The organism is Kitasatospora sp. NPDC048194, assembly GCF_043202455.1.
In the GTDB taxonomy this organism is placed as follows: Bacteria; Actinomycetota; Actinomycetes; order Streptomycetales; family Streptomycetaceae; genus Kitasatospora.
The window spans coordinates 22847-46992 of the sequence record NZ_JBIDAK010000021.1; the positions used below are offsets into that span (position 1 = coordinate 22847).

Annotated in this window: 20 protein-coding genes; 7 read left to right on the forward strand and 13 right to left on the reverse strand. The window is 72.6% G+C overall.

Going from position 1 to position 24146, the window contains the following annotated elements; genetic code table 11:
* The first annotated feature begins 15 nt into the window (after positions 1–15).
* Together ACGF07_RS23800 and ACGF07_RS23805 are read left to right on the forward strand one after the other, a co-directional pair.
* A complete protein-coding gene (locus ACGF07_RS23800; RefSeq protein ID WP_350743328.1) occupies positions 16–297 on the forward strand; it encodes an HPr family phosphocarrier protein in 282 nt (93 codons plus the stop codon).
* A 143-nt stretch (positions 298–440) separates the two neighbouring features.
* Complete coding sequence (locus ACGF07_RS23805) at positions 441–1256, forward strand: LAGLIDADG family homing endonuclease (RefSeq protein ID WP_392901827.1); 816 nt, start codon at positions 441–443, stop codon at positions 1254–1256.
* 41 nt (positions 1257–1297) lie between these two features.
* Here the strand turns inward: ACGF07_RS23805 and ACGF07_RS23810 are convergent, their stop codons facing one another.
* The 3 genes from ACGF07_RS23810 to ACGF07_RS23820 form a co-directional block, all read right to left on the reverse strand.
* Positions 1298–2491 carry an RtcB family protein gene (locus ACGF07_RS23810; protein WP_392901829.1) on the reverse strand — a complete coding sequence of 398 codons (1194 nt, stop codon included), beginning with the start codon at positions 2489–2491 and terminating at the stop codon, positions 1298–1300.
* Between the two features lie 329 nt (positions 2492–2820).
* The gene (locus tag ACGF07_RS23815; RefSeq protein WP_392901831.1) at positions 2821–4209 is read right to left on the reverse strand and encodes a M16 family metallopeptidase; all 1389 of its coding nucleotides are present in this window, start codon (positions 4207–4209) and stop codon (positions 2821–2823) included.
* Positions 4206–5540: a pitrilysin family protein gene (locus ACGF07_RS23820; protein WP_350743320.1), complete on the reverse strand. Its 1335-nt coding sequence runs from the start codon at positions 5538–5540 to the stop codon at positions 4206–4208. The genes ACGF07_RS23815 and ACGF07_RS23820 overlap by 4 nt, the downstream gene beginning before the upstream one ends.
* 303 nt (positions 5541–5843) lie before the next feature.
* Here ACGF07_RS23820 and ACGF07_RS23825 point away from each other — a divergent pair, with 303 nt between their 5' ends.
* The gene (locus ACGF07_RS23825) at positions 5844–8294 is read left to right on the forward strand and encodes a DNA topoisomerase (ATP-hydrolyzing) subunit A (RefSeq protein WP_392901833.1); all 2451 of its coding nucleotides are present in this window, start codon (positions 5844–5846) and stop codon (positions 8292–8294) included.
* Between the two features lie 116 nt (positions 8295–8410).
* Complete coding sequence (locus ACGF07_RS23830; protein WP_392901835.1) at positions 8411–9313, forward strand: sucrase ferredoxin; 903 nt, start codon at positions 8411–8413, stop codon at positions 9311–9313.
* Between the two features lie 162 nt (positions 9314–9475).
* On the opposite strand, the gene ACGF07_RS23835 is transcribed toward ACGF07_RS23830, so the two are convergent.
* The 3 genes from ACGF07_RS23835 to ACGF07_RS23845 form a co-directional block, all read right to left on the reverse strand.
* On the reverse strand, positions 9476–10549 hold the full coding sequence (locus ACGF07_RS23835; protein WP_392901837.1) for an ABC transporter substrate-binding protein: 1074 nt from the start codon (positions 10547–10549) through the stop codon (positions 9476–9478).
* Positions 10550–10617: 68 nt separating this feature from the next.
* The gene (locus ACGF07_RS23840; RefSeq protein WP_392901839.1) at positions 10618–11496 is read right to left on the reverse strand and encodes an ABC transporter permease; all 879 of its coding nucleotides are present in this window, start codon (positions 11494–11496) and stop codon (positions 10618–10620) included.
* Positions 11486–12310, reverse strand: coding sequence for an ABC transporter ATP-binding protein (locus ACGF07_RS23845; RefSeq protein ID WP_350743310.1), 825 nt, complete (start codon positions 12308–12310; stop codon positions 11486–11488). Before ACGF07_RS23845 ends, ACGF07_RS23840 begins: the two co-directional genes overlap by 11 nt.
* A gap of 215 nt (positions 12311–12525) precedes the next feature.
* On the opposite strand from ACGF07_RS23845, the gene ACGF07_RS23850 reads away from it, so the two are divergent.
* Positions 12526–14121, forward strand: a complete 1596-nt coding sequence (locus ACGF07_RS23850; protein WP_392901841.1) for an ATP-binding protein — start codon at positions 12526–12528, stop codon at positions 14119–14121.
* Positions 14121–14807 carry a response regulator gene (locus ACGF07_RS23855; RefSeq protein ID WP_350743306.1) on the forward strand — a complete coding sequence of 229 codons (687 nt, stop codon included), beginning with the start codon at positions 14121–14123 and terminating at the stop codon, positions 14805–14807. The genes ACGF07_RS23850 and ACGF07_RS23855 overlap by 1 nt, the downstream gene beginning before the upstream one ends.
* A 162-nt stretch (positions 14808–14969) precedes the next feature.
* Here ACGF07_RS23855 and ACGF07_RS23860 read toward each other — a convergent pair whose 3' ends face one another.
* The 6 genes from ACGF07_RS23860 to ACGF07_RS23885 form a co-directional block, all read right to left on the reverse strand.
* Entirely contained in the window at positions 14970–16649 is a 1680-nt protein-coding gene (locus ACGF07_RS23860) for a cation acetate symporter (protein ID WP_350743304.1), read from the reverse strand.
* Positions 16646–17263, reverse strand: a complete 618-nt coding sequence (locus tag ACGF07_RS23865; protein WP_392901844.1) for a DUF485 domain-containing protein — start codon at positions 17261–17263, stop codon at positions 16646–16648. The genes ACGF07_RS23860 and ACGF07_RS23865 overlap by 4 nt, the downstream gene beginning before the upstream one ends.
* 125 nt (positions 17264–17388) lie before the next feature.
* Positions 17389–18099 carry a response regulator gene (locus tag ACGF07_RS23870; RefSeq protein WP_392901846.1) on the reverse strand — a complete coding sequence of 237 codons (711 nt, stop codon included), beginning with the start codon at positions 18097–18099 and terminating at the stop codon, positions 17389–17391.
* A complete protein-coding gene (locus ACGF07_RS23875) occupies positions 18096–19256 on the reverse strand; it encodes a histidine kinase (RefSeq protein WP_350743298.1) in 1161 nt (386 codons plus the stop codon). The genes ACGF07_RS23870 and ACGF07_RS23875 overlap by 4 nt, the downstream gene beginning before the upstream one ends.
* Positions 19257–19286: 30 nt before the next feature.
* Positions 19287–19772, reverse strand: a complete 486-nt coding sequence (locus ACGF07_RS23880; protein ID WP_392901848.1) for a DUF1453 domain-containing protein — start codon at positions 19770–19772, stop codon at positions 19287–19289.
* Between the two features lie 156 nt (positions 19773–19928).
* Positions 19929–22040 (reverse strand): type IIA DNA topoisomerase subunit B, encoded by a 2112-nt coding sequence (locus tag ACGF07_RS23885; protein ID WP_392901850.1) that lies wholly within the window; start codon positions 22038–22040, stop codon positions 19929–19931.
* Between the two features lie 540 nt (positions 22041–22580).
* Between ACGF07_RS23885 and ACGF07_RS23890 the strand changes: the two genes are divergently transcribed.
* Positions 22581–22811 carry a hypothetical protein gene (locus ACGF07_RS23890; protein WP_350749893.1) on the forward strand — a complete coding sequence of 77 codons (231 nt, stop codon included), beginning with the start codon at positions 22581–22583 and terminating at the stop codon, positions 22809–22811.
* 291 nt (positions 22812–23102) lie between these two features.
* Here ACGF07_RS23890 and ACGF07_RS23895 read toward each other — a convergent pair whose 3' ends face one another.
* Complete coding sequence (locus tag ACGF07_RS23895; RefSeq protein ID WP_392901932.1) at positions 23103–23900, reverse strand: S1 family peptidase; 798 nt, start codon at positions 23898–23900, stop codon at positions 23103–23105.
* Between the last annotated feature and the right edge of the window lie 246 nt (positions 23901–24146).

Consider the following 24146-nt stretch of genomic DNA (forward strand, 5'->3'; position numbering starts at 1 on the left):
GGAAAGGCACGTCTCATGGCCGAGCGCCGCGTCACCATCGGTTGGGCCGAGGGCCTGCACGCCCGTCCCGCCTCCATCTTCGTCCGGGCCGTCACGGCCACCGGCGTGCCGATCACCATCGCCAAGCCGGGCGGCAACCCCGTCAACGCCGCCTCCATGCTCGGCCTGCTCGCGCTGGGCGCCCAGGGCGGCGACGAGGTCGTCCTCGCCTCCGACGCCCCCGGCGCCGACGAGGCCCTCGACCGCCTCGCCAAGCTCGTCGCCGAGGGCCTCGACGAGCTCCCGGCCGCCGCCTGAGCCCTCGCAACGCGCCACGAAGCGCCCGGCAGTGGTAGCACTGCCGGGCGCTTCCGTTCGCGGAACCGGCCACATCGACACCATTGGGTGAACCGGCGATCGTTCGCCCCTCCCGAACGGCGGGTCGCACTGATGCTCGAGGCATGACGTTCTTCGACCTCGAACGGCCCGAGCACGCCTACATGTTCGCCTTTCTCCAGGCGGACGGACACCTCGCGCAGGGAGTCGGCAACAAGGGCCGTCTCACGGTGGAACTCTCGGCCCGGGACGCCCCGATCCTGGAGGAGTTCCAGCGGCTCTGCCCGTTCTACAGCAGCATCCGGTACCGGACGCGAAGCACCAACTTCGGGGCAGAGCACACCTCGGCGACCTGGACCGTGAGCGCCCGCGAGTTGCGCGAGGAACTGCGGGAACTCGGCCTACCGGTGGGGCGGAAGTCCGAGGTCGTCGCTCCGCCGACCGGGCCGTTCTCCCAGCGCGACTACCTGCGGGGGCTGATCGACGCAGACGGGTCGGTGGGACGCACCTCCCAGGACCTGCCGTTCGTGAGCCTGACCACCAAGAGCGATGCCCTGGCGGCCTTCGCTGTCGACTACGCGGAACGGCTGTGCGGCGCCCGCCGCAAGCTCACCCGCAACAAGCGCGACGACATCTACAACATCCTCTTCCTGAACGAGGCCGGTGTGGCACTGGCCGGCGGCCTCTACTACCCGGGCTGCCTGGCACTGCCCCGGAAGCTGCTGGGAGCCGGTCGGGCCCGTATCTGGGTCCGCCCGCCGACCATGAGGTTCGCCCCGCCACGACGCAGCTGGACCCCGGAGGAGGACGAGGTGCTTCGCACGGCAGCAAGCATGGAGCGAGCGTCCGAGCAGCTGAGCCGAACGCTCAAGAGCTGCAAGATCCGCCGCTGGCGGCTCGTCGGCCCCGAACGCCCACGAGTCCTTCCGCGGCAGCCCTGAGGATGGCCCCCGACGGATCGGGGGCCATCGCGTGTCGATGCTCAGCCCTTCACGCAGACGACCTGCATCAGGTGGGCGACCGGCTCGACCAGGTCGGTCTGCTGGGCCATGACCTTCTCGATGGACTTGTAGGCGCCCGGAATCTCGTCCACCACGCCGCTGTCCTTGCGGCACTCCACGCCCATGGTCTGCTCGATCAGATCCCGGGTGGTGAAGCGCTTCTTCGCGGCGTTGCGGCTCATCTTGCGGCCGGCGCCGTGCGAGGCGGAGTTGAACGCCGCCTCGTTGCCGAGGCCGCGGACGATGTAGGAACCGGTGGCCATAGAGCCGGGGATGATTCCGTAGTCGCCGACCCGAGCCCGGATAGCGCCCTTGCGGGTCACCAGCAGGTCCAGGCCTTCGTACCGCTCCTCCGCCACGTAGTTGTGGTGGCAGCTGATCTCGTCCTCGAACGTGACCTTCGCCTTCGGGAGTTCGCGGCGCACGGCGCTCTTGAGGAGCGCCATCATGATCGAGCGGTTGTGGAACGCATACTCCTGCGCCCAGAACAGGTCCTGGCGGTAGGCCGCCATCTCCGAGGTCTCCGAGACGAAGACCGCCAGATCTCGGTCGACCAGCCCCTGGTTGTGCGGGAGCGAGCGCGCGACACCCATGTGATGCTCGGCCAACTCCTTGCCGATTCCACGCGATCCGGAATGCAGCGTTAGCCAAACGTTTCCGCCATCATCCAAACATAGTTCAATATGATGATTACCTCCGCCGAGAGTCCCCATCTGCTGCATTGCCTTGGCGCGGCGCCACTTGACCTCCTTCGCCACGCCGTCGAAGCGCTGCCAGAAGTCGTCCCAGCCCGCCGTCCGGAAGCCGTGCAGCTTGGCCGGGTCGACCGGGTCGGTGTGCAGGCCCCGGCCGACCGGGATCGCCCGCTCGATCCTGGAGCGCAGCCGGGACAGGTCGTCCGGGAGGTCCGCGGCGGTGAGGGAGGTCTTCACCGCGCTCATCCCGCAGCCGATGTCGACGCCGACGGCCGCCGGGCAGACCGCACCCTTCATGGCGATGACGGAGCCGACGGTCGCGCCCTTGCCCAGGTGGACGTCCGGCATCACCGCGAGACCGTGCAGCCACGGCAGGGAGCTGATGTTGCGCAGCTGCTGCATCGCCTGGCCCTCGACCGTCGCGGGGTCGGTCCACATCCGGATCGGCACGCGGATTCCGGGCACCTCGGTGTACGTCATGGTTGAACGACCTCCAGCGGTCGGATGGTTCGGGAAGGGCACGGCCGCGCGACACGAGATCCCGGCGCGGCTCGGGGAAGTTCGGGGCGGGTGCGCTCAGGCAGCCGGAGCGGAACAGGGGAGGGACGGCCTCGGGGAGCGTCGTATGGTTCGCTCGACCCGCATGGTGACCGCCTCCCTTCGTTCCTCGCAGTTCGCACGTGGTGTGCGTCGGGGAACATCTATCCACGGACCGGGTGGGGCCCGCAACGGATTTAGAGACGCGTCCGGCCCGGCGGAGCGGGTAGCTCCACCGGGCCGGACGGCGAGGACGGCGAGGACGGTAGAACTCAGCTGACGACCGTGACCTCGCCGATCCCCAGCGCCCGCACGTCGTCCTCGATCGCGGCGGCGTCGCCGACCAGGACGGTGACCAGGCGGTCCGGCGGGAAGGCCGCGACCACGGCCTCGGTGGCCGCGGCGGTGGGCAGTTCGGCGAGCTGCCGGTAGACCTCGGCCTGATAGTCGTCGGGGAGCTGCTGCTCGACCTGGTCGGCCAGGGTGCCGGCGACCGAGCCCGCGGTCTCGTACTTCAGCGGCGCGACGCCGACCAGGAACTGCACGGCCTCGTCCCGTTCGGCGTCGGTGAGGCCCTCCGCGGCGAGGGTGCGCAGGATGGTCCAGGTGTCGGCGAGCGCCGGAGCGGTGGAGGCGGTGTCCACCGAGCCGCTGATGGCCAGCAGCGAGCGCCCGCTGCCGTCCGCGGCGGAGCGCAGCGGCTGGGCGAACGCGCGGACGCCGTAGGTGTAGCCCTTCTCCTCGCGCAGGACGCGGTCGAGCCGGGAGGTGAGGGTGCCGCCGAGGCAGTAGGTGCCGAGGATCTGGGCGGCCCAGACCGGGTCGTGGCGGTCCGGCCCGATCCGGCCGATCAGCAGCTGGGTCTGCACCGAGCCGGGGCGGTCGACGATCAGGACGCGGCCGTGGTCGTCGGCGGTGACGGGGGCGTGGGCGGAGGGCTCCGCGGCGGAGCCGGTCCAGGTGCCGAGGGTGCTCTCCAGCAGGGCGGGCAGCTCGACGCCGGTGAGGTCGCCGACCACGACGACGGTGCTGGTGGCCGGGCGCACGTGGGCCTCGTAGAAGGCCTTGACGGCGGCGCGGTCGATCGACTTGACGGTGTCGGCGGTGCCGCTGCGGGGCCGGGAGAGGCGGTCGGCGGCGTCGAACAGCTCCGCGTAGAGGGCCTTGGCGGCGCGCCGGGCCGGGTTCGCCTGCTCGTGGACGATCTCGTCCAGGCGGTTGGCGACGAGCCGCTCGATCTCCTCGGCGGGGAGGGCCGGGGCGCGCAGGGCGTCCGCGAGCAGGGTGAGGCCGCGCTGGAGCCGGGAGGCGGGGACCTCCAGGGAGACCCGGATGCACGGGTGGTCGGCGTGCGCGTCGAGGGTGGCACCGGCACGCTCCAGCTCGGCGGCGAACTCCTCGGCGGTGAGGGTGTCGGTGCCCTCGCTGAACGCCCGGGCGAGGATGGCGGCGACGCCGTCGAGGCCCTCGGGCTCGGCGGCGAGCGGGGCGTCGAGGAGCACCTCGACGGCGACCAGCTGCTGGCCGGGCCGGTGGCAGTGCAGCACGGTGATCCCGTTGCCGAGGGAGGAGCGCTCGGGGGCGGGGAAGGCCCACGGGCTGGGCGTGCCGGGCCGGGGCTGGGGGTGGAAGGTCATCGCGGGGACGTAGTCGGTGCTCATGCGGCGGCACCCTCCTCTTCGGAAGCGGCGTCGGAAGCGGCGGCGGTCGGCTCGTAGACGAGGACGGCCCGGTTGTCGGGGTGGAGCCGGGCCTTGGCGACGGCCTGGACCTCTTCGGCGGTGACGTCGAGGACCTTGGGGAGGGCGTCGTTCAGCAGCTTGGGGTCGCCGAACAGGACGGCGTAGCGGCAGAGTTCGTCGGCGCGGCCGGCGACGGTGGTGAGGCGGTCGAGCCACTCGCGCTCGATCTGGGCCTGGGCGCGCTCGAGTTCCTCCGGGGTGGGGCCTTCGGCCGCGAAGCGGGCGAGTTCCTCGTCCACGGCGGCCTCGATCTGCGCGATGGTCGCGTCGCCGGAGGTCTTGACGTCGAGCCAGCCGAGGCTGGGGGCGCCGGCGAGGCGGAGCAGGCCGAAGCCGGCGGCGACGGCGGTGCGGTCGCGGCGGACGAGCCGGTTGTAGAGGCGGCTGGACTCGCCGCTGCCGAGGATGGTGAGCGCGAGGTCGGCGGCGTCGGCCTCCCGCGTGCCGTCGTGCGGCAGGCGGTAGGCGGCCATCAGGGCGCGGGAGGGGACGTCCTCGCGGATCTCCTCGCGCAGCTCCCGGCCGATGGTGTCGGGGAGTTCGCCGGAGCGCGGGGGCTGCTTGCCGTCGTGGGCGGGGATGGAGCCGAAGTACTTCTCGACCCAGGCGATGGTCTGCTCGGGGTCGATGTCGCCGACGACGGACAGCACCGCGTTGTTGGGCGCGTAGTAGGTGCGGAAGAACGCGCGGGCGTCCTCCAGGGTGGCCGCGTCCAGGTCGGCCATCGAGCCGATCGGGGTGTGGTGGTACGGGTGGCCGTCCGGGAAGGAGAGCGCGGTGAGCTTCTCGAAGGCGGTGCCGTACGGCACGTTGTCGTAGCGCTGGCGGCGCTCGTTCTTGACGACGTCGCGCTGGTTCTCCATGGACGTCTCGTCGAGGGCGGCGAGCAGCGAGCCCATGCGGTCGGCCTCCAGCCAGAGGGCGAGCTCCAGCTGGTGGGCGGGCATGGTCTCGAAGTAGTTGGTGCGCTCGAAGCTGGTGGTGCCGTTGAGCGAGCCGCCGGCGCCCTGGACGAGTTCGAAGTGCCCGTTGTTGGAGACGTTGGCGGAGCCCTGGAACATCAGGTGCTCGAAGAGGTGGGCGAGGCCGGTGCGGCCCTTGACCTCGTGGCGGGAGCCCACGTCGTACCAGAGGCAGACCGCGGCGACCGGGGTGAGGTGGTCCTCGGAGAGGACGACGCGCAGGCCGTTGGCCAGGCGGTGCTCGGTGATGGCGATGCCTCGGCTGGAGGCGGGGGCCGGGTTGGCCATGCGCTCGGGTCCTTCCCGTCGTCGATGTCGGGGTCGTGTGGCGTCCCCCATTGTGGTGCAACGCGCGGAGGGCGCGTTCGTGTCCGCGCGGACGGGGCGTTCGCCAGGGGCGGAAGAGGGCCGCTGACCGGGAGTGTCGGCGGGAGGGTCCACAATGGGGGCGCCGTGCCCTGTTGACGGCGCCCGGTTGACGGGTCCGGAGGCAGGGCGGCGGAGCGGACGGTGACCGCCGTCCGACCGGATACCCACGGCCGACGACCGACCGACGACACAGCCAGCGACACGTAAGGGAGCCCCGCCGCGATGGCCCGCCGCAGTTCGCAGACCCCGCCGCCCGGAGACTTCGAGGAGCGCATCCTCGACGTCGACGTCGTGGACGAGATGCAGGGCTCCTTCCTGGAGTACGCCTACTCGGTGATCTACTCGCGTGCGCTGCCCGACGCGCGGGACGGTCTGAAGCCGGTGCACCGCCGGATCCTCTACCAGGCCAACGAGATGGGCCTGCGCCCGGACCGCGCGCACGTGAAGTGCGCCCGCGTGGTGGGCGAGGTGATGGGTCGGCTGCACCCGCACGGCGACGCGTCGATCTACGACTCGGTGGTGCGCATGGCGCAGCCGTTCTCGATGCGGCTGCCGCTGATCGACGGGCACGGCAACTTCGGTTCGCTGGGCAACGACGACCCGCCGGCGGCGATGCGCTACACCGAGTCGCGGCTGACGGCGGCGTCGATGGCGATGGTGGAGTCGATCCACGAGGACACCGTCGACTTCGGCCCGAACTACGACGGCAGCGAGCAGGAGCCGTTGGCGCTGCCGGCCGCGTTCCCGAACCTGCTGGTGAACGGCGCGACCGGGATCGCGGTGGGCATGGCGACGAACATGCCGCCGCACAACCTGTCCGAGGTGGTGGCGGCGGCCCGGCACCTGATCAAGCACCCGAACGCGGACCTGGACACGCTGATGCGGTTCGTGCCCGGTCCCGACCTGCCGACCGGCGGGCGGATCGTGGGCCTGTCGGGGATCCGGGACGCGTACGAGTCGGGCCGCGGCACCTTCAAGATCCGGGCGACGGCGACGGTGGAGGCGGTGACGGCCCGCCGCAAGGGCATCGTGGTCACCGAACTGCCGTACAACGTCGGCCCCGAGAAGGTCATCTCGAAGATCAAGGACCTGGTCAACGCGAAGAAGCTGCAGGGCATCGCGGACGTCAAGGACCTGACCGACCGCGAGCACGGGCTGCGGCTGGTGATCGAGGTGAAGAACGGCTTCGTGCCGGAGGCGCTGCTCGAGCAGCTGTACAAGCTGACGCCGATGGAGGAGACCTTCGGCATCAACAACGTGGCGCTGGTGGACGGCCAGCCGCTGACGCTGGGGCTGAAGGAGCTGCTGGAGGTCTACGTCGACCACCGCTTTACCGTGGTGCGCCGGCGCAGCGACTTCCGCCGGCGCAAGCGCGAGGAGCGGCTGCACCTGGTCGAGGGTCTGCTGGTGGCGCTCGTCGACATCGACGAGGTCATCGCGATCATCCGGTCGAGTGACAACGCCCAGCAGGCGAAGGAGCGCCTGATGGAGCGCTTCTCGCTGTCGGAGACGCAGACCGCCTACATCCTGGACACCCCGCTGCGCCGGCTGACCCGGTTCGACCGGGTGGAGCTGGAGCAGGAGAAGGACAAGCTGACGACGGAGATCGCGGAGCTGACCGAGATCCTGGAGTCGGACACCAAGCTGCGCAGCGTGGTGTCGTCCGAACTGGGCGCGGTGTCCAAGCAGTTCGGGACGGAGCGGCGCACGGTCCTGCTGGAGGCGGGCGCGGTGCCGGCGGCGGCGCTGGCGGTGCCGCTGGAGGTGGCGGACGACCCGTGCCGGGTGCTGCTGTCCTCGACGGGGCTGCTGGCCCGGACGGCGGACGGCGAGCCGTTCGAGGTGTCGGAGAAGCGTTCCAAGCACGATGTGATCGTCTCGGCGGTGCACGCGACGGCGCGCGCGGACGTGGGCGTGGTGACGTCGGCGGGCCGGGTGCTGCGACTGCCGGTGATCGACCTGCCGGCGCTGCCGCCGACGCCGTCGCCGACGCTCGCGGGCGGTGCGCCGGTCGGCGAGTTCCTGCGGCTGGAGGCCGGCGAGCGGGTGCTCGGGCTGACGACCCTGGACGAGTCCTCACCGGGTCTGGCGCTGGGCACCGTGCAGGGCGTGGTGAAGCGGGTGGTGCCGGAGTGGCCGGCGAACAAGGACGAGTTCGAGGTGATCGCCCTCAAGGAGGGTGACGAGCTGGTGGGCGCGGTCGAACTGCGCACCGGCGAGGAGGACCTGGTGTTCATCACCTCGGACGCCCAACTGCTGCGCTACCCGGCGGCCCAGGTCCGTCCGCAGGGCCGGCCGGCGGGCGGCATGGCGGGCGTCAAGCTGTCGGACGGGGCCCGGGTGCTGTCGTTCACGGCGGTCGACCCGGCCGCGGACGCGGTGGTGGTCTCGGTGGCGGCCGCCTCGGGGACGCTGTCCGGCGTGGAGCAGACCAGCTGGAAGGTCACCCCGTTCGAGCAGTACCCGCGCAAGGGCCGCGCCACCGGCGGCGTGCGCTGCCAGCGCTTCCTGCGCGGCGAGGACGGCCTGGCGTTCGCCTGGGCGGGTGCCGCCCCGGCCCGGGCCGCCACCGCCAAGGGCGCCCCGGTGGACCTGCCGGAGCGCGACCCGCGCCGCGACGGCTCGGGGACCCCGGTGACCACTCCGATCGCCGTGGTCGCCGGCCCCGCGTGATCTTGTGACGGCTCCGCCCGTGGCGAGGTGACGGATACGGAGGGCGGGAGCCTGCGGACTCCCGCCCTCCGTACGGGCCCCCGCCGGGCCGAACCGCCGAGGGTAGCCTTGCCCGGGTGAGCACCTGTGCGACCGTGTCGCGTGAACTGTCGGAGCCGCTGACCGCCACGGCCGCGGTGGCCGCCACCTGGCTGCTGCTGGAGCAGAACGGCCCGTGGGGCGCCAAGGCGCTGGGCGAGAGCCACCTGGACGCGGCCGTCGGCCGGGCGCTGGACGCGGCCGCGGCCGGCACCGGGGTGCGGGTGGCGCTGATCCGTCGCCCGGGGCGGCACGCGGACTGCCTGCCGACGGCGCGCCACGAGGTGGTGGTGGCGCACACCGTGCCGGGGCGCGGCTGGGTGCGCCGGGCGGAGGTGACGGATCCGGCGGAGCTGCTGGAGCTGGACTTCGTGGCACTGGGCGCCGGGGACCACACGGGTTTCGGGGTGGAGCACGTCGGCGGGCCGCTGGCCATGGTGTGCACCAACGGGCGGCGGGACCGCTGCTGCGCGCTGCTGGGGCGTCCCCTCGCGGCGGAGCTCGCGGCGGCCGGGCACAGCGAGGTCTGGGAGGTGACCCACCTGGGCGGCCACCGCTTCTCCCCCACGATGCTGGTGCTGCCGTACGGTTACGCGTACGGGCGGCTCACGGCGGAGAGCGCCAAGGAGGTGCTGGCCGCGACGGCGGCCGGCCGCATGGTGCCGGAGTGGTCGAGGGGCTGTTCGGGCTGGGAGCGGCCGGGCCAGGCGGCCGAGCACGCGGTGCGGCTGGCGACCGGCGAGACCGGGGTGGACGCGCTCACGCTGACCCAGCGGCCGGACGGCGAGGGCCGCTGGCTGGTGCGGGTGATGCACCGGGACGGCCGGGCCTGGGAGGTCGACGTGATCGAGACGGTGAGCGAGCCGCCGCGTCCGGAGAGCTGCGGCAAGGCGGCGGGGACGCCGGAGCGGATGGACGTGCTGTCCGTGCGGGGCTTGTAGCGGCCGGGACGTGCTTCCGTGCGGGGCGTGCAGCGGCCGAACGGCGTGGCGGCCGGGGCAGCAGGGCGGCCCCGCGCCCGTGGGGGTGAGCGCGGGACCGCGGCCGCGGGGAGGCGGTAGCCGGGAGCGGAAGCCGGAGAGGCGGAGAGGCGGAGGGGCCGGTCAGCCGGTGGCCTTGCCGACGAACTCGGTGGTGTAGGTCCGGGACAGGTCGATCGTCCCCTCCTTGCCCTGGACGTCCGGGTGGAAGGCCGCGAGCACCGCGAGCACCGTCCTGGGGCCGTCGGCCGGCATCACGCCGTCGGTGGTGAACATCGGCAGGGTCGCCTTGATGGCCGCCGCGTACTGTTCGGCGCCGCCCTGCGCGTAGTCGGCGGGCATCTGCGCGGCGATCTCCTCCGGGGTGTGGGTGGACATCCACCTGAGGGTCCTGACGAAGGCGTTGGCCAGCTTCTGGGTGGTGTCCTTGTTCTTCTCCACCCAGTCGGTGTTCATGTACAGCGAGGACGACGGGTAGAGCCCGCCGAGCGCCTGGCGCGAGCCCTCGGGGGTGCGCAGGTCGTAGAGAATCTTGCCGAGGCCCTTGTCGAGGACGTTGGCGACGGTCGGGTCGGTGGTCATCCCGGCGTCGATGCTGCCCTGTTGGAGCGCGGCGACGAAGGTCTGTCCGGCGCCGACGGCGATCGGGCTGAACTCGCTCACGGCGGTGCCGTTCTTGACCGCCAGGTACTTGGTGAGGAAGTCGGTGGAGGAGCCGATGCTGGTGACGCCGAGCTTCCTGCCCTTGAAGTCGGCGCCGGACCTGACGGCGTCGGCCTGCTTGGCGGAGACGAGTTCGACCTCGCCGGGCGCCTGGGCGAACTGCACCACGGACTCGACGTGCTTGCCCTTGGCCTGGAGGTCGATGGTGTGGTCGTAGAAGCCGACGGCGCCCTGGACGTCGCCGGCCAGCAGCGCGGTGGTCGCGTTGACGCCGGCCGGCTCGCTCATCAGCTCCACGTTGACGCCGGCGTCGGCGAAGTAGCCGAGCCGCTGGGTGAGCATCGCGGGCAGGTAGATGACCTTGTCGAGGCCGCCGACCATGATCTTCACCTTGGGCCCGTCGACCTGTCGGCCGGCCGGGGCGGCGGCGCCGTGGGTGGAGGTGGCCGCGTCGTTGGCGCAGGCGGAGAGCGGGAGGAGCAGGGCGGCGGCGAGGGCGGCGGCGGCGACTCTGGGCGTCGAGTTCGGGCGCATGGGTGGGGGAGCCTCTCTCTTCTGGCGGGCGGGGGGTGTTCAGCGGCCGTCTCTTGCGGGCGGGGGGTTCAGCGGCCGTCGCCCGCGTCCGCGGGCTTCCAGCGGAACAGCTTCTTCTCGGCGTAGGTCAGCAACCCCTCGGTCACCAGCGCGACGACGGCGAGGATGCTCATGGCCGCGTACACCCCGGCCGCGTTGAAGGTGCCCTGAGCGGCGGCGACCATCAGGCCGAGGCCCTTGGTGGCGCCGATGTACTCGCCGACGATCGCGCCGATCAGCGCGAAGCCGAAGCTGACGTGCAGGCTGGTGAAGATCCAGGTGGTGGCGGCGGGGATGACCACCCGGAGGGTGACCCTGCGGTTGTCGGCGCCGAGGATGCGGGCGTTGGCGACGAGGTTGCGGTCCACCTCGCGGGCGCCCTGGAAGGCGTTGAAGAACACCGGGAAGAACACCAGGACCACCGCGGAGGCGACCTTCGACGCCGGGCCGAGGCCGAACCAGATCAGGAAGATCGGGGCCAGCACGATCCGCGGGATGGCGTTGAGCACCTTGATGTACGGCCCGAACACATCGGCCAGGAGCCGGATCCGGCCGAGCGCGATGCCCAGCAGCACACCGCCGATGACGCCCAGCACCCAGCCGGTGAGGGCCTCGTACAGGGTGTAGCCGATCTGCTCGCCGAGCGAGCCCTGTGCGGTGCCGTGGGTGATCCACTGCCAGATCTGGTCCCAGATCCTCGACGGCTGCGAGAAGTTGAACGGATCGATGACGTTCGTCCGGGCGCAGAGCTCCCACAGGCCGAGGAAGCCGACCAGTACGCCGACGCGGGCGCCGAGGACCATCGACCTCCGGTTGCGGGCGGCCCGTTCGCGGGCCTCGGTTCTCGTCGTGGTGGCGGCCTCGGCGGCCGGCGCGGACGGGGTCTCGGGCGCGGTCTCAAGCGGCACGACCCGCTCCTCTCTCCCGGGTGATGCGCACCTCTTCGCCGAGCGATGCCCAGATCTCGCGGTACAGCTCGACGAACCTCGGCTCCAGCCGGACGGCCTCCACGGTGCGCGGCCGCGGCAGGTCGACGGTGAAGACCTCCTTGACGGTGGCCGGTCCGGCGGTCATCACCACGACGCGGTCGGCGAGCGCGATGGCCTCGTCCAGGTCGTGGGTGACGAAGACGACCGACGCCGCGTCCTCGGTGGAACCGCTCCCGGCCCACAGCTCCAGCAGTTGGTCGGACATCAGGGCGCGGGTCTGGACGTCCAGCGCCGAGAACGGCTCGTCCATCAGCAGGATCGCCGGGTCGTTGACGAAGGTCTGGGCGAGCGCGACCCGCTTGCGCATGCCGCCGGACAACTGGTGCGGGTAGCGGTCCTCGAAGGCGGCCAGGCCGACCCGGCCCAGCCACTCCCGGGCGCGTTCCCTGGCCTCCGCGGCGGGCACGCCCCGGAAGCGAGGCCCGGCCATCACGTTGGAGAGCACGGTGCGCCACGGAAAGACGGCGTCCTGCTGGAAGACGAACCCGACCCGGGGGTCGATCCCGCGCACGGGCTCGCCGTGCACCCGGACCTCGCCCTCGGTGGGCTCCTCGAGACCGCTGACCAGGGTCAGCGTGGTGGACTTGCCGCAGCCGGTGGGGCCGACGACGGCGACGAACTCGCCCTGGGCGACGGTCAGATCGAGATCGCGGACGGCGGTGTGCAGCGCCCCGGAGGGGGTGCGGAAACGTTTCGTCGCGCCGGTCAGCTCGATCGCCGGGGTACGTGTCATTGATCCTCCCGGGTCGGTGTTTGCCCCCGAAGGTAGGAGCGGGCCCGGCCCTCCCGGGAGCCTTCTCCGCGTACTGCGGGTTCTCCGCGTTGAGGGGTGTTCTGCTCGTTTTGCTTCCGCTACAACTGCGGGGACGCGGTGACAGAAACACGCCGGAAACATAGGGTGTGCCAACCCCCCGCCCGCACCGCCCCAGCCGCCGAGAGGAGGCCCGGATGAAGCTCCCCCACTGGCCCCGCCGGGTCTTCGCCCAGCTGCTGCTGAGCCAGACCGTCGTCACCGTGGGTGTCACGGGGGTGACCGCCGGGCTGTTCCTGGCCCCGGTCAGCAGCGAGCTGGACCACGACGCGATGCAGCGCGCGCTGTCCATCGCCCAGGCCACCGCCACCGACGAGACCATCGCCCGGGCCGCCGCCACCCGCGACGTGGTGACCGCCCAGCGCAACGCCGAACAGATCCGGCTGGCCACCGGCGCCAGCTTCGTGGTGGTCACCGACCTGGACGGGATCCGCCTCTCGCACACCGACCCCGGCCGGATCGGCCACCGGGTCAGCACCGACCCCGAACCCGCCCTCAACGGCCACAGCGTCACCGCCATCCAGCAGGGCACCCTGGGCCGCACCGCCCGTGGCAAGGTGCCGCTGCGGACGGCCGACGGCCGGATCGTCGGCGAGGTGTCCGTCGGCATCAGCGACGACTCGATCCGCCGCCGCCTGCTGAAGATGCTCACCGGCATCCTGCTGTGCGCCGGCGCCGGGCTCGCCGCGGGCACCGTCGCCACCCTCGCCCTGGCCCGCCGGCTCAAACGGCGCACCCACAACATCGCACTCGCCGACATCTCCGCGCTGCTGGTCGAACGGGAGGCGATGCTGCACGGCATCCGCGAGGGCATGGTGGCACTGGACGAGCGCGGCCGGATCCGGCTGGCCAACGACGAGGCCGTGCGACTGCTCGGCCTGCCCGAGGACTGCACCGGCCGCCCGATCGCCGCGGTGCTGCCGCCGGGCCGGCTGACCGACGTGCTGACCGGCCGGATCACCGGCGCCGACCTGCCCGCCGTCCGGGACGACCGGGTGCTGGTGGTGAACCGGATGGACACCGCCGACAAGGGCGCGGTGGTGACGCTGCGCGACCGCACCGAACTGGAGGCGCTGGTCCGCGAGCTGGACACCACCCGCAGCCTCACCGAGGCGCTGCGCGCCCAGGACCACGAACACGCCAACCGGATGCACACCCTGCTCGGCCTGCTCGAGCTCGGCCGCCACGAGCAGGCGGTGGCCTTCATCTCCGAGCAGTCCGGCTCGCACGCCGTGGTCGCCGCCAGGATCGCCGAACAGGTCCAGGACCCGCACGCGGCGGCCCTGCTGGCAGGCAAGACGGCGGTGGCCGCCGAACGCGGGGTGCGGCTGTCGCTGGCCCCGGCGGCCCACCTGCCGGACACCGTGGTGGACGCCCGGACGCTGGTGACCGTGCTCGGCAACCTGATCGACAACGCGGTGGACGCCCTGGCACCCGCCGGGGGCGGCCGGGTGGAGGTCACGCTGGCCGCGGCCGGCTCCACCCTGCTGCTGCAGGTCGCGGACAGCGGCCCGGGAGTGCCGGAGGACCTGCGCGAGCAGGTCTTCGAGGAGGGGTGGACCAGCAAGGACGCGCCCGCGCACCGCCCGCGCGGACTGGGCCTGGCGATGGTGCGGCGGCTGGTCGAACGGACCGGCGGACGGGTCGCGCTCGACACCGGCCCGCTCGGCGGTGCCCGGTTCACCGTCGAGCTGCCCGAGGCCCTGCTCACCACTCAGCTCGTGGAGGCCTGATGATCGACGTACTCGTGGTGGACGACGACTTCCGGGTCGCGGACGTGCACGCCGCGTACGTGGCCAAGGTGCCGGGCTTCCGGGTGACCGGCACCGCCCACTCCGCCGGGGAGGCGCTGGCCGCCCTGGAACGCCGCCCGGTCGACCTGCTGCTGCTCGACCACCACCTGCCGGACGAAACCGGCCTGGCCCTGGTCCGGCGGCTGCGCGACCGGCAGGTGGCCTGCGACGTGATGATGGTGACCGCGGCCCGGGACGTCTCCACGGTGCACGCCGCGATGCAGCACGGCGCACTGCAGTACCTGGTCAAGCCGTTCACCTTCGCCGGCCTGCGGGACAAACTGACCTCCTACGCGCAGCTGCGGCACGCGCTCGCCGCCCCCGCCCGGGAGGCCGGCCAGGACGAGGTGGACCGGCTGTTCGCCACCCTGCGCAGCGCCTCCGCCCCCTCCGGTCCGCTGCCCAAGGGCCACTCGGCGCCCACCACCGACCTGGTGCTCGGCGTGCTGCGCCGGGCCGGCCGGCCGCTGTCCGCCCAGGAGGTGGCCGACGCCACCGGGCTCAGCCGCTCCACGGCTCAGCGCTACCTCAAGCAGTTGGAGCGGGACAGCCGGCTGCGGCTGACCCTGCGCTACGGCGACACCGGCCGCCCGGAGCACCGCTACGGACTGGCCGTCAGGACGTGAGAGGCGCACGGCCGCGGAGCTGACGGCCCGGAGCTGCGGGCCCCGGGCGCCGGAGCTGAGGACCCGGAGCTGGCAGCCCCGGAGCCGACGGGCCGCGGGCAGGGGGGAACCCCGGCGGCCCCAGGCCCGCCGGGGTTCCCGGGCGCAGCGCTCAGGACTGGCCTAGGCTGCGCCCGCACCGGTGAGGGCGCGCACCTCCAGCTCCGCGAAGCGGTCCGCGTCGGCGGGCTCGGGCGAGGTGAGCGTCCCGATCCAGCCGGCCAGGAAGCCGAGCGGGATGGAGACGATGCCGGGGTTCTCCAGCGGGAACCAGTGGAAGTCGACGCCGGGGAACAGCGCCACCTTGGAGCCGGAGACCACGGGCGAGAAGACCACCAGCGCGATCGCCGGAACCAGCCCGCCGTAGACCGACCAGACCGCGCCCCGGGCCGTGAACCGCGACCAGAACAGGCTGTACAGCAGGACCGGCAGGTTGGCGGAGGCGGCCACCGCGAAGGCCAGGCCGACCAGGAAGGCGACGTTCAGCTGCTGGGCGAACAGGCTGATCGCGATCGCCGCCGCGCCGATCCCGGCGGCGGCGAACCGGGCGACCACCACCTCCTGCTGCTCGCTGGGCTTCGCCGCCGCCTCGGCGGAGCGGCCGCGGCGGGGGCGGCAGTGCCAGGCACCGGCCCAGATGTCGTGGGCGAAGGCCGCCGAGGAGGCCAGGGTCAGCCCGGCGACCACGGCGAGGATGGTCGCGAAGGCGATCGCCGAGATCAGGGCGAACAGCACCACCCCGCCGGTGCTGCCGTTGCCGCCGCCGAGCACCAGGGCGAGCAGCGGGACGGCGGTGTTCCCGGCCGCGTTGGCGTGCCGCACCTCGGCCGAGCCGACCAGCGCGGTGGCACCGAGGCCGAGCGCGATGGCCATCAGGTAGAAGCCGCCGACCAGGCCGATCGCCCACATCGTGGAGCGGCGGGCGGCCCGGGCGGTGGGCACGGTGTAGAAGCGGGACAGGATGTGCGGCAGGCCGGCGGTGCCCAGCACCAGGGCCAGGCCGAGGCTGAAGAAGTCGAGCCGGCTGGTGGAGGTGGCGCCGTACTTCAGGCCCGGTTCGAGGTAGCGGCGCCCGGCGCCGCTGTGCCGGGCGGCCTGGCGCATCAGCTCGAACAGGTCGCCGTGGAAGCGGGCCACCAGCAGCACGGTGAGCAGCACGGAGCCGGCGATCAGCAGGAAGGCCTTGACGATCTGGATCCAGGTGGTGGCCCGCATCCCGCCGACCGTGACGTAGACGATCATCAGGGCGCCGACGGCGACGATGGTCCAGGTCCGGGCCTGGGCGCTGTTGGTGCCGAGCAGCAGGGCGACCAGCGAGCCGGCGCCGACCATCTGGGCGACGAGGTAGAGCAGGGTGACCACGACGCTGGCACCGCCGGCCGCCGCGCGCACCCTGCGGCGGCGCAGCCGCAGCGCGAGCACGTCGGCGAGGGTGTAGCGGCCGGCGTTGCGGACGAGTTCGGCGACCAGCATCAGCACCACCAGCCAGGCGACCAGGAATCCGATGCTGTACAGCACGCCGTCGTAGCCGTACAGGGCGATCAGGCCGGCGACGCCGAGGAAGGAGGCGGCGGAGAGGTAGTCGCCGGAGAGCGCGAAGCCGTTCTGCAGCGGGGTGAAGTCCCGGCCGCCGGCGTAGAAGTCCTCGGTGGCGTTGCCCTGGCGGCCGACCCAGAGGGTGATGCCGAGGGTGACCAGGACGATGACGGCGAACAGCACGATCGCCAGGTCATGGTGGTCGCCGGTGGGGGCGACGGGCGGCGGGGTGGCGGTGCTGGTCACCGCGTTCGTCAGGGTCGTCATCGCAGCTGGTCCTGGGTGTCCCAGCGCAGGCCGAGGGCGGCGCGGTCGCGCTTGGTGCGGGCGTTGCGGGCGTAGAGCCAGGTGAGCAGGAAGGTGCTGGCGAACTGGAGCAAGCCCAGTAGCCAGGCCACGTTGAGCGGGCCGGCGATCGGGCTGCGCATCACCCCGGGGGCGACGGCCTCGGCGGCGACGTACATCAGGTACCAGCCCAGGAAGGCGCCGCTGACCGGGAAGACGAACGCCCGGTAGCTGTGCCGGATGTCCTGGAAGGCCGCGCTGGCCTGGACGGTCCGGTAGACCTCGCTGCTGTCGGTGGTGCTCCGCGGCGCCGGGACCGGCTCCTGGCCCCGCAGCGCGTCCGACGGAGGCGGCGCGGCGGCCGGGGTGGCGGCCGGCGGGACGGCCGCGGAGGCGACCGGTACGACGGGCGCGGTCGCCGGCCCGGGCGCGTCGGCCGCCGGCCGGACGGTGGTCGGACGGCCCTGCTTCGGCTGGGACGGTACCGCCGTTCGGCGGGGGTCGGCGGCCGGCTCGGGCGCGGTCGCGGCGGCCGGAGCGGCCCACCAGTCGAATCGCTGCCCCTGGCCGGGACTGCTCGTCTGCTGCTGTGGCACTGCTGCTCCTGGGCCGGCGAACGTTCTGACCCGAATCATGATGGGGTCCGCCGAAGACCGCCCCTGACCATCGCCGAGACCTTCACTCGATGAGGTGGTCGATGATCCGACGGACACTCATCGCACTACTGCTGCGTACCGGTGATTCCGTGCCGAAAGGCGTACGCGACGGCCTGCGCGCGGTCCCGGACCGCGGTCTTGGCGAACAGGTTGTTGATGTGGGTCTTCACCGTGGCCTGGCTGACGAACAGCCGCTGGGCGATCTCGGCGTTGGAGAGCCCCTCGGCGATCAGCGCGAGCACCTCGGCCTCCCGCACGGTCAGCCCGTCCGGCAGTTCCCCGGGTCGGGCGGCGGGCCGCTCGGCGGCCTGTGCGGAATTCGCCGGCTTCTCCGACAGCCTTTCCAGCAAACGGAGTTGGACCTGCGGGGAGAGTCCGGCCGCACCCGCCCGGACGTCCGCGATGGCCCTGGCGATCTCCTCGCCGCCGGCGTCCTTGGTGAGGTAGCCGCGCGCCCCGGCCTGCAGCGCCGGGAACAGCGAGTCGTCGTCGGCGTAGGTGGTCAGCACCACCACCTCGGTCTCCGGATGGGCGGCCCGGATCCGCCGGGTCGCCTCCACGCCGTCCACCCGCGGCATCCGCAGATCCATCAGCACCACGTCCGGGTGGTGGCGCTCGACCAGGGTGACGGCCTCCTCCCCGTCGGCCGCCGCACCGACCACCTCGATGCCGGGCAGCAGTCCGAGCAGCATCACGATGCCCTCGCGGACCACCGTCTGGTCGTCCGCCACCAGCACCCTGGTGACCGCCCCGACCGCCCCGCCCGCTCCGGTCATGCCGGCACCCGCAGCACCACGCGCCATCCTCCGTCCTCCGGGCCCGCCAGCAGGGTGCCGCCGAGCAGTTCCGCGCGTTCGCGCATCCCGAGCAGACCGTACCCGCTGCCGCTGTCGGCCAGGTCCCCGGAGGACTCGCCGCGCGGCGCCCGGGAGTTGCGCACCTCCAGCTCCACCTCCCCCGCCAGGTAGCGCAGTTCGACGGCGCACCGGGCGCCCGGCGCGTGCTTGCGGACGTTGGTCACCGCCTCCTGCGCGGTGCGCCGCACGGCGAGGCCGGCCTCGGCGGCCAGCGGCCGGGGCGTGCCGGTGACGGTGAACGCGGCCCGCTCGCGCCCGGTCAGCTCCACCAGGAACTCCCCGACCGGGGTCAGCTCCCCGCGCAGCGCGGACAGCGCCTGCCGGGTCTCGGCCAGCCCGTCCTGGGCCATCCGCCGGGCGGCGACGACCCGTTCGCGGACCTGCTCGCGGTCCGTCCCGGCGTCCAGCATCAGCCGGGCGGCCTCCAGGTGGACCAGTTGGGCGGAGAGGCTGTGGGCGAGCACGTCGTGGATCTCCCGGGCGATCCTGGCCCGTTCGGCGAGCGCCGCGCTCTCCGCCTCGGCCGCCCGCGCGGCCCGCTCCTGGGCGAGGAGCCGGCGGGCGGTGCCGCGCGCCTCGATGTCCAGCCGCAGCAGGAAGCCGAGCAGGGTGACGCCCCCGATGGTGGCGGCGATGCCGAGCCAGCTCGACCAGCTGGCCGCGGTGTACGAAGCCAGTGCGGCCGCGGCGGTGAGCAGCGCCGGGGCGGCCGGCAGGCGCACCAGGGCCGTCACGGCCAGGCCGATCCAGAGCAGGTCGGCGAGCGTGTAGGCGTGCCCCCAGTTGGCCAGCCAGGCGGCGCCGACCACGCTGCCGGACAGGAGGTAGCTGGCCGTCGGGCGCTGCGCCCTGCTGGCCTGGAGGTAGGCCGTGCAGAGCACGGCGGCCGCGACCAGCCCGGCCGCCGCGGCCGCCACCGCCCAGCCGGTGTACCTGCCGCCGGAGAAGGTCCCCCAGCCGACGACGGCCAGCACCACGATCCGCCCGAGCACGGTGAGGATCCGCCGCGGCTGGCTCTCGGCCTCGCGCTCCAGCCCCTCGCGGGACGGCCAGCGGGTCCAGTACCACCCGGCCACGGGTGCCTCCTCGGTGCTCACGCGGTGGGGTCAGTGCAGGACGGCGCTGGTGGACTCGGCTCCCAGCATCCGGGCCCTCCAGTTCACCACGAGCGAGCGGACCAGCAGCATGACCGCCATGCCGAGCAGCAGCGCACTGCTCGCCTGGTGGACGTGCAGGGCGGAGCCGATCCCGTAGATCCCGACCCGGACGGCGATCATCCCGCCCCAGGCGGCGAGGGTGGCCTTGGTGCCCTTGACCAGGAGGGCGCCGTCCGCACCCCGCCAGATCCGCACGGTCCAGCCCCAGACGGTGCCCATCGCGAGGACGGCGACCAGCCCGGCGGCCAGCAGGACGGCCGACAGCGCGGTGTGCTGGTGGTCGACGAGCTGCGGATCGCGCAGCGCCAGCACGCCGAGCACGAGCGGCAGCACCCAGAAGCGGCGCTCGGTGTCCAGGCGTTGGACGCGCATCTGGCGCTGGAGCACCAGGACCACCACCGCGGCGATCACGAGGAGGTTGGCTACGGCAGGCATCGGGTTTCTCCGTCCCGGGGAGAGGCTTGGCTGACCTCTCCGACGCTACGGATCCGGCGCCCGCCGCTGATCGGAGCCCGGGTGGATCCGAGGTGGACCCGACGCCGCGCGGGCCCTCCACCCGTGGGTGGAGGGCCCGCGCGGGACCGGCCGTGGTCAGGCGTCGATGCGCGAGCGGTCCAGGGTCGCCGCCGAGTCCACGATGAACTCCTTGCGCGGGGCGACGTCGTTGCCCATCAGCAGGTCGAAGATCTTCTCGGCCTGCTCCAGGTCGCCCAGGTTGATCCGGCGCAGCGTGCGGTGGCGCGGGTCCATGGTGGTCTCGGCCAGCTGGTCGGCGTCCATCTCGCCGAGGCCCTTGTAGCGCTGCACCGGCTCCTTCCAGCGCATCCCCTTGCGCTGGAACTCCAGGAGGGTGGAGCGGAGTTCGGAGTCGGAGTAGGTGTAGTGGTACTTCTCCTGGCCGCGCTTGGGGTTGGTGAGCTCGATCCGGTGCAGCGGCGGCACGGCGGCGAAGACCCGCCCCTGCTCGACCATCGGCCGCATGTAGCGGTGGAAGAGGGTCAGCAGGAGGGTGCGGATGTGCGAGCCGTCGACATCGGCGTCGGCCATGAAGATGACCCGGCCGTAGCGGGCCTGGTCGATGTCGAAGGTGCGGCCCGAGCCCGCTCCTATGACCTGGATGATCGCCGCGCACTCGGCGTTCTTGAGCATGTCGCTCACCGAGGCCTTCTGCACGTTGAGGATCTTGCCCCGGATCGGCAGCAGCGCCTGGAACTCGGAGTTGCGGGCGAGCTTGGCGGTGCCGAGCGCCGAGTCGCCCTCGACGATGAACAGTTCGCTGCGGTCGACGTCGTCGCTGCGGCAGTCGGCCAGCTTGGCCGGCAGCGAGCTGGTCTCCAGCGCGGTCTTGCGGCGCTGGGCCTCCTTGTGCTGGCGGGCGGCGACCCGGGTGCGGGCGGCGGCCACGACCTTCTCCAGCACGGCCCGGGCCTGCTGCTTCTGGTCCTTCTTCGTCGAGGTGAGGAAGGCCTTGAGCTCCTTGGCGACGACGGCGGCGACGATCCGGTTGGCCGCCGAGGTGCCGAGCACCTCCTTGGTCTGCCCCTCGAACTGCGGCTCGGCGAGCCGGACGGTGACCACCGCGGTGAGGCCCTCGGTGGCGTCGTCCTTGGTGATGTCGTCCTCGGCGACGCGCAGCAGCTTGGCGGCGCGCAGCACCTCGTTGACGGTCTTGGCGAGCGAGCGCTCGAAGCCGGTGACGTGTGTGCCGCCCTTGGGGGTGGCGATGATGTTGACGAAGGAGCGCAGGGTGGTGTCGTAACCGGTGCCCCAGCGCAGCGCGATGTCCACGCCGAGGTGGCGGGTGACCTCGGTGGGGGTCATGTGGCCGAGCTCGTCCAGGACGGGCACGGTCTCCTTGAAGGTGCCCTCGCCGCGCAGCCGCAGCACGTCGGAGACCGGCTTGTCGGGAGCCAGGAACTCGCAGAACTCGGCGATGCCGCCGTCGTAGTGGAAGACCGACTCCTCGACCTGCACGCTCTCGGTGAGCCGCTCGTCACGCACGACGATGGTCAGGCCGGGGACCAGGAAGGCGGTCTGCCGGGCGCGGTTGTGCAGGTTCTCCAGGGAGAGCTTGGCGTCCTTGAGGAAGATCTGCCGGTCGGCCCAGTAGCGGATCCGGGTGCCGGTGCGGGTCTTGGGCACCTTGCGGGTCCTGGTGAGGCCGTTGGCGGGCTCGAAGGGGGCGTCCGGGCTGGCCTCGGTGAAGATGCCGGGGGTGCCGCGGCGGAAGCTGATCGCGTGGGTGTGGCCGTTGCGGTCGACCTCGACGTCCAGGCGCGCGGAGAGCGCGTTGACGACCGAGGCGCCGACGCCGTGCAGACCGCCGGAGGCCGCGTACGAGCCGCCGCCGAACTTGCCGCCCGCGTGCAGCTTGGTCATCACGACCTCGACGCCGGAGAGCCCGGTCTTGGGCTCGACGTCGACCGGGATGCCGCGGCCGTTGTCGCGGACCTCCACCGAGGAGTCGGGGTGGAGCACGACCTCGATGCGGTCGCAGTAGCCGCCCAGCGCCTCGTCGACGGAGTTGTCGATGATCTCCCAGAGGCAGTGCATCAGGCCTCGGCTGTCGGTCGAGCCGATGTACATGCCGGGGCGCTTGCGGACGGCCTCCAGGCCCTCCAGGACTAGCAGGTGCCGCGCGGTGTAGTTGGAACCGTCGTCGCCGGCCAGCAGCGCGGACGGCACGGTCGTTTCGGCACTCACGCGGCACTCTCCTCGGTGAAGTTCTGTCTCATGGGTCACATCGCGGACGGATCCGGACCCGACCGTCAGTGCAGCACGCCGCACCGACAGCCGTGGCTCCGTGTGCCCGCACCGCTGCGCGGGGTGCACAGCACGACGGACCGGTCCCGCGCAGCTTGTACGCGCTGCGCGAACAAGGGCCCCGCCCGGGTCGAGGCCCCGGGAGCGCCATTTCCTCCCGGTACCACCGGTCCTGGCGGTTCGTGGGGTCCGGCGCAGGCTCCGGAACTGCCGTTATGCAGGCTACCGGGGCCCGGGACGGGGCTTATGCTCCAACCCGGCAGAGGATTATGCTACGCGGACCTCGCACCCGATCCCGATCGGGCGTTCGAGCGAGGGGCGGATCCCGGGATTCGACACGCATGAACCACCGGCGCCCGGGGCACGTCCTCATCAACACAGCAGAATCCTCAGAGAAGAAAAGCCACGAGCGGGAACGTTTTCGGCCTGGTTGGATGTTGACCCTGGTACGACAGCTCGTCGAGCTAGAGAAGAGGCGACGTGACTACTGTTCTGACCCCTGCGAGCCCGCTCACCGCGGCTGACCGCTGCGACCGCTGCGGCGCCCAGGCCTACCTGCGCGTCGTACTCGCCAGCGGCGGAGAGCTGCTCTTCTGCGCCCACCACGGCCGGAAGTTCGAGCCCGAGCTCAAGAAGATCGCCGTGGAGATACAGGACGAGAGCGGCCGTCTCAGCAGCACCACCGCGACGGCCGCTGAGGACGAGCGCTGATCCCAGGCGCCACAACCAGCAGCCAACGTCCCGAGCTGTGTCCGGCCACGCACCGCGCGTGACCGGTGAGCCGGGCGGTCGGTCCCTTCGGGGGCGGGCCGCCCGGCTCAGCTGTTCTCGGGGCGCTTCCCCCGGGCCGCTCCGCAGCGCGGGCCGCCGCGCCCGCAGCGCCGGGAAAGCGGCGCGACGGAGAGACGACACCGCGTCAGACCGTCACCGCACCATCACGGGCGGCGACGCCCGCAGCGACGCCCACCGCTGTGTTCGCGGCGACGCTTACGGCCGCGTTTTTCACAGCACCGAACGCACGGCATCCGCCACCGAGGACACCCGGGTGTACACGCCGGGGTGGGCCGCCTCGGCGCAGCCCGTCCCCCAGGAGACCAGGCCCACCAGCCTGCCGCCCACGATCAGCGGACCGCCGCTGTCGCCCTGGCAGGCGTCCTTGCCACCCTTCTCCTCACCCGCGCAGACCATGCCCCGGGCGTCGAACCTGCCGTCCTGACCGCCCGGGTAGGCGTGGGCGCAGGTCTGGTCCGCGATCACCGGCACGTCCACCCCGCGCAGCACCGGCGAGTAGTCGCCCCGCCCTGTGGTGTCGCCCCAGCCGTACACCTGCGCCCTGGTCCCGGGCGCGTACGGCTCGGTCTCGCCCTGGCCGACCAGTTCCACCACCGGCCGCGAGCCCTGGGATCCGGACAGGGTGAGCACCGCGACGTCGTTCATGTTCGCCGCGAAGTTGTAGTCGGGGTGGATCCAGACCGATTGGACCGACACCTCGCGGCCGGCCGAGCCCCGCAGGTCGTCCCGGCCGACGATCACCTTGAGCCCCGGCCGGTCCACCCGCCCCTTGGCCTCGTCGTAGAAGCAGTGCGCCGCCGTGACCACCTTGGTCGGAGTGACCAGCGCTCCCCCGCAGAACTGACCGGAACGTCCGCCGCCGAACTGCTGGCGACTGGACAGCGCCACGATCCACGGGTGGTCCGCCGTACTCACCGTGCTGCCGCCGACCACCCGGCGCTGCGCCTCGGCCGGGGGCGCCACACCGAGCGCGACCAGCGGGACGGGCGCGGCCGCGAGCAGCGCCAGCGCGGCGGCCCGTCGGCGGCGACGGGCCGCCCGGGCCGCGACCGGGTCGGTGCGGGGAGGGGCGGGGTCGGCTCGGGGAGGGGCGGGGGTGGGCAGAACAACGCGGTCCGGGTCGGTCAGCACCGGTGACTCCAGGAGGCTCGGCAGCAGGGCAACCGGCACAGCGTAGGTGACCGACTACAGCGCGCGATCACCTCCCGTCATGCCGCCACCCGGACGAGCGACACAGGCCACCCGTACGCTGAC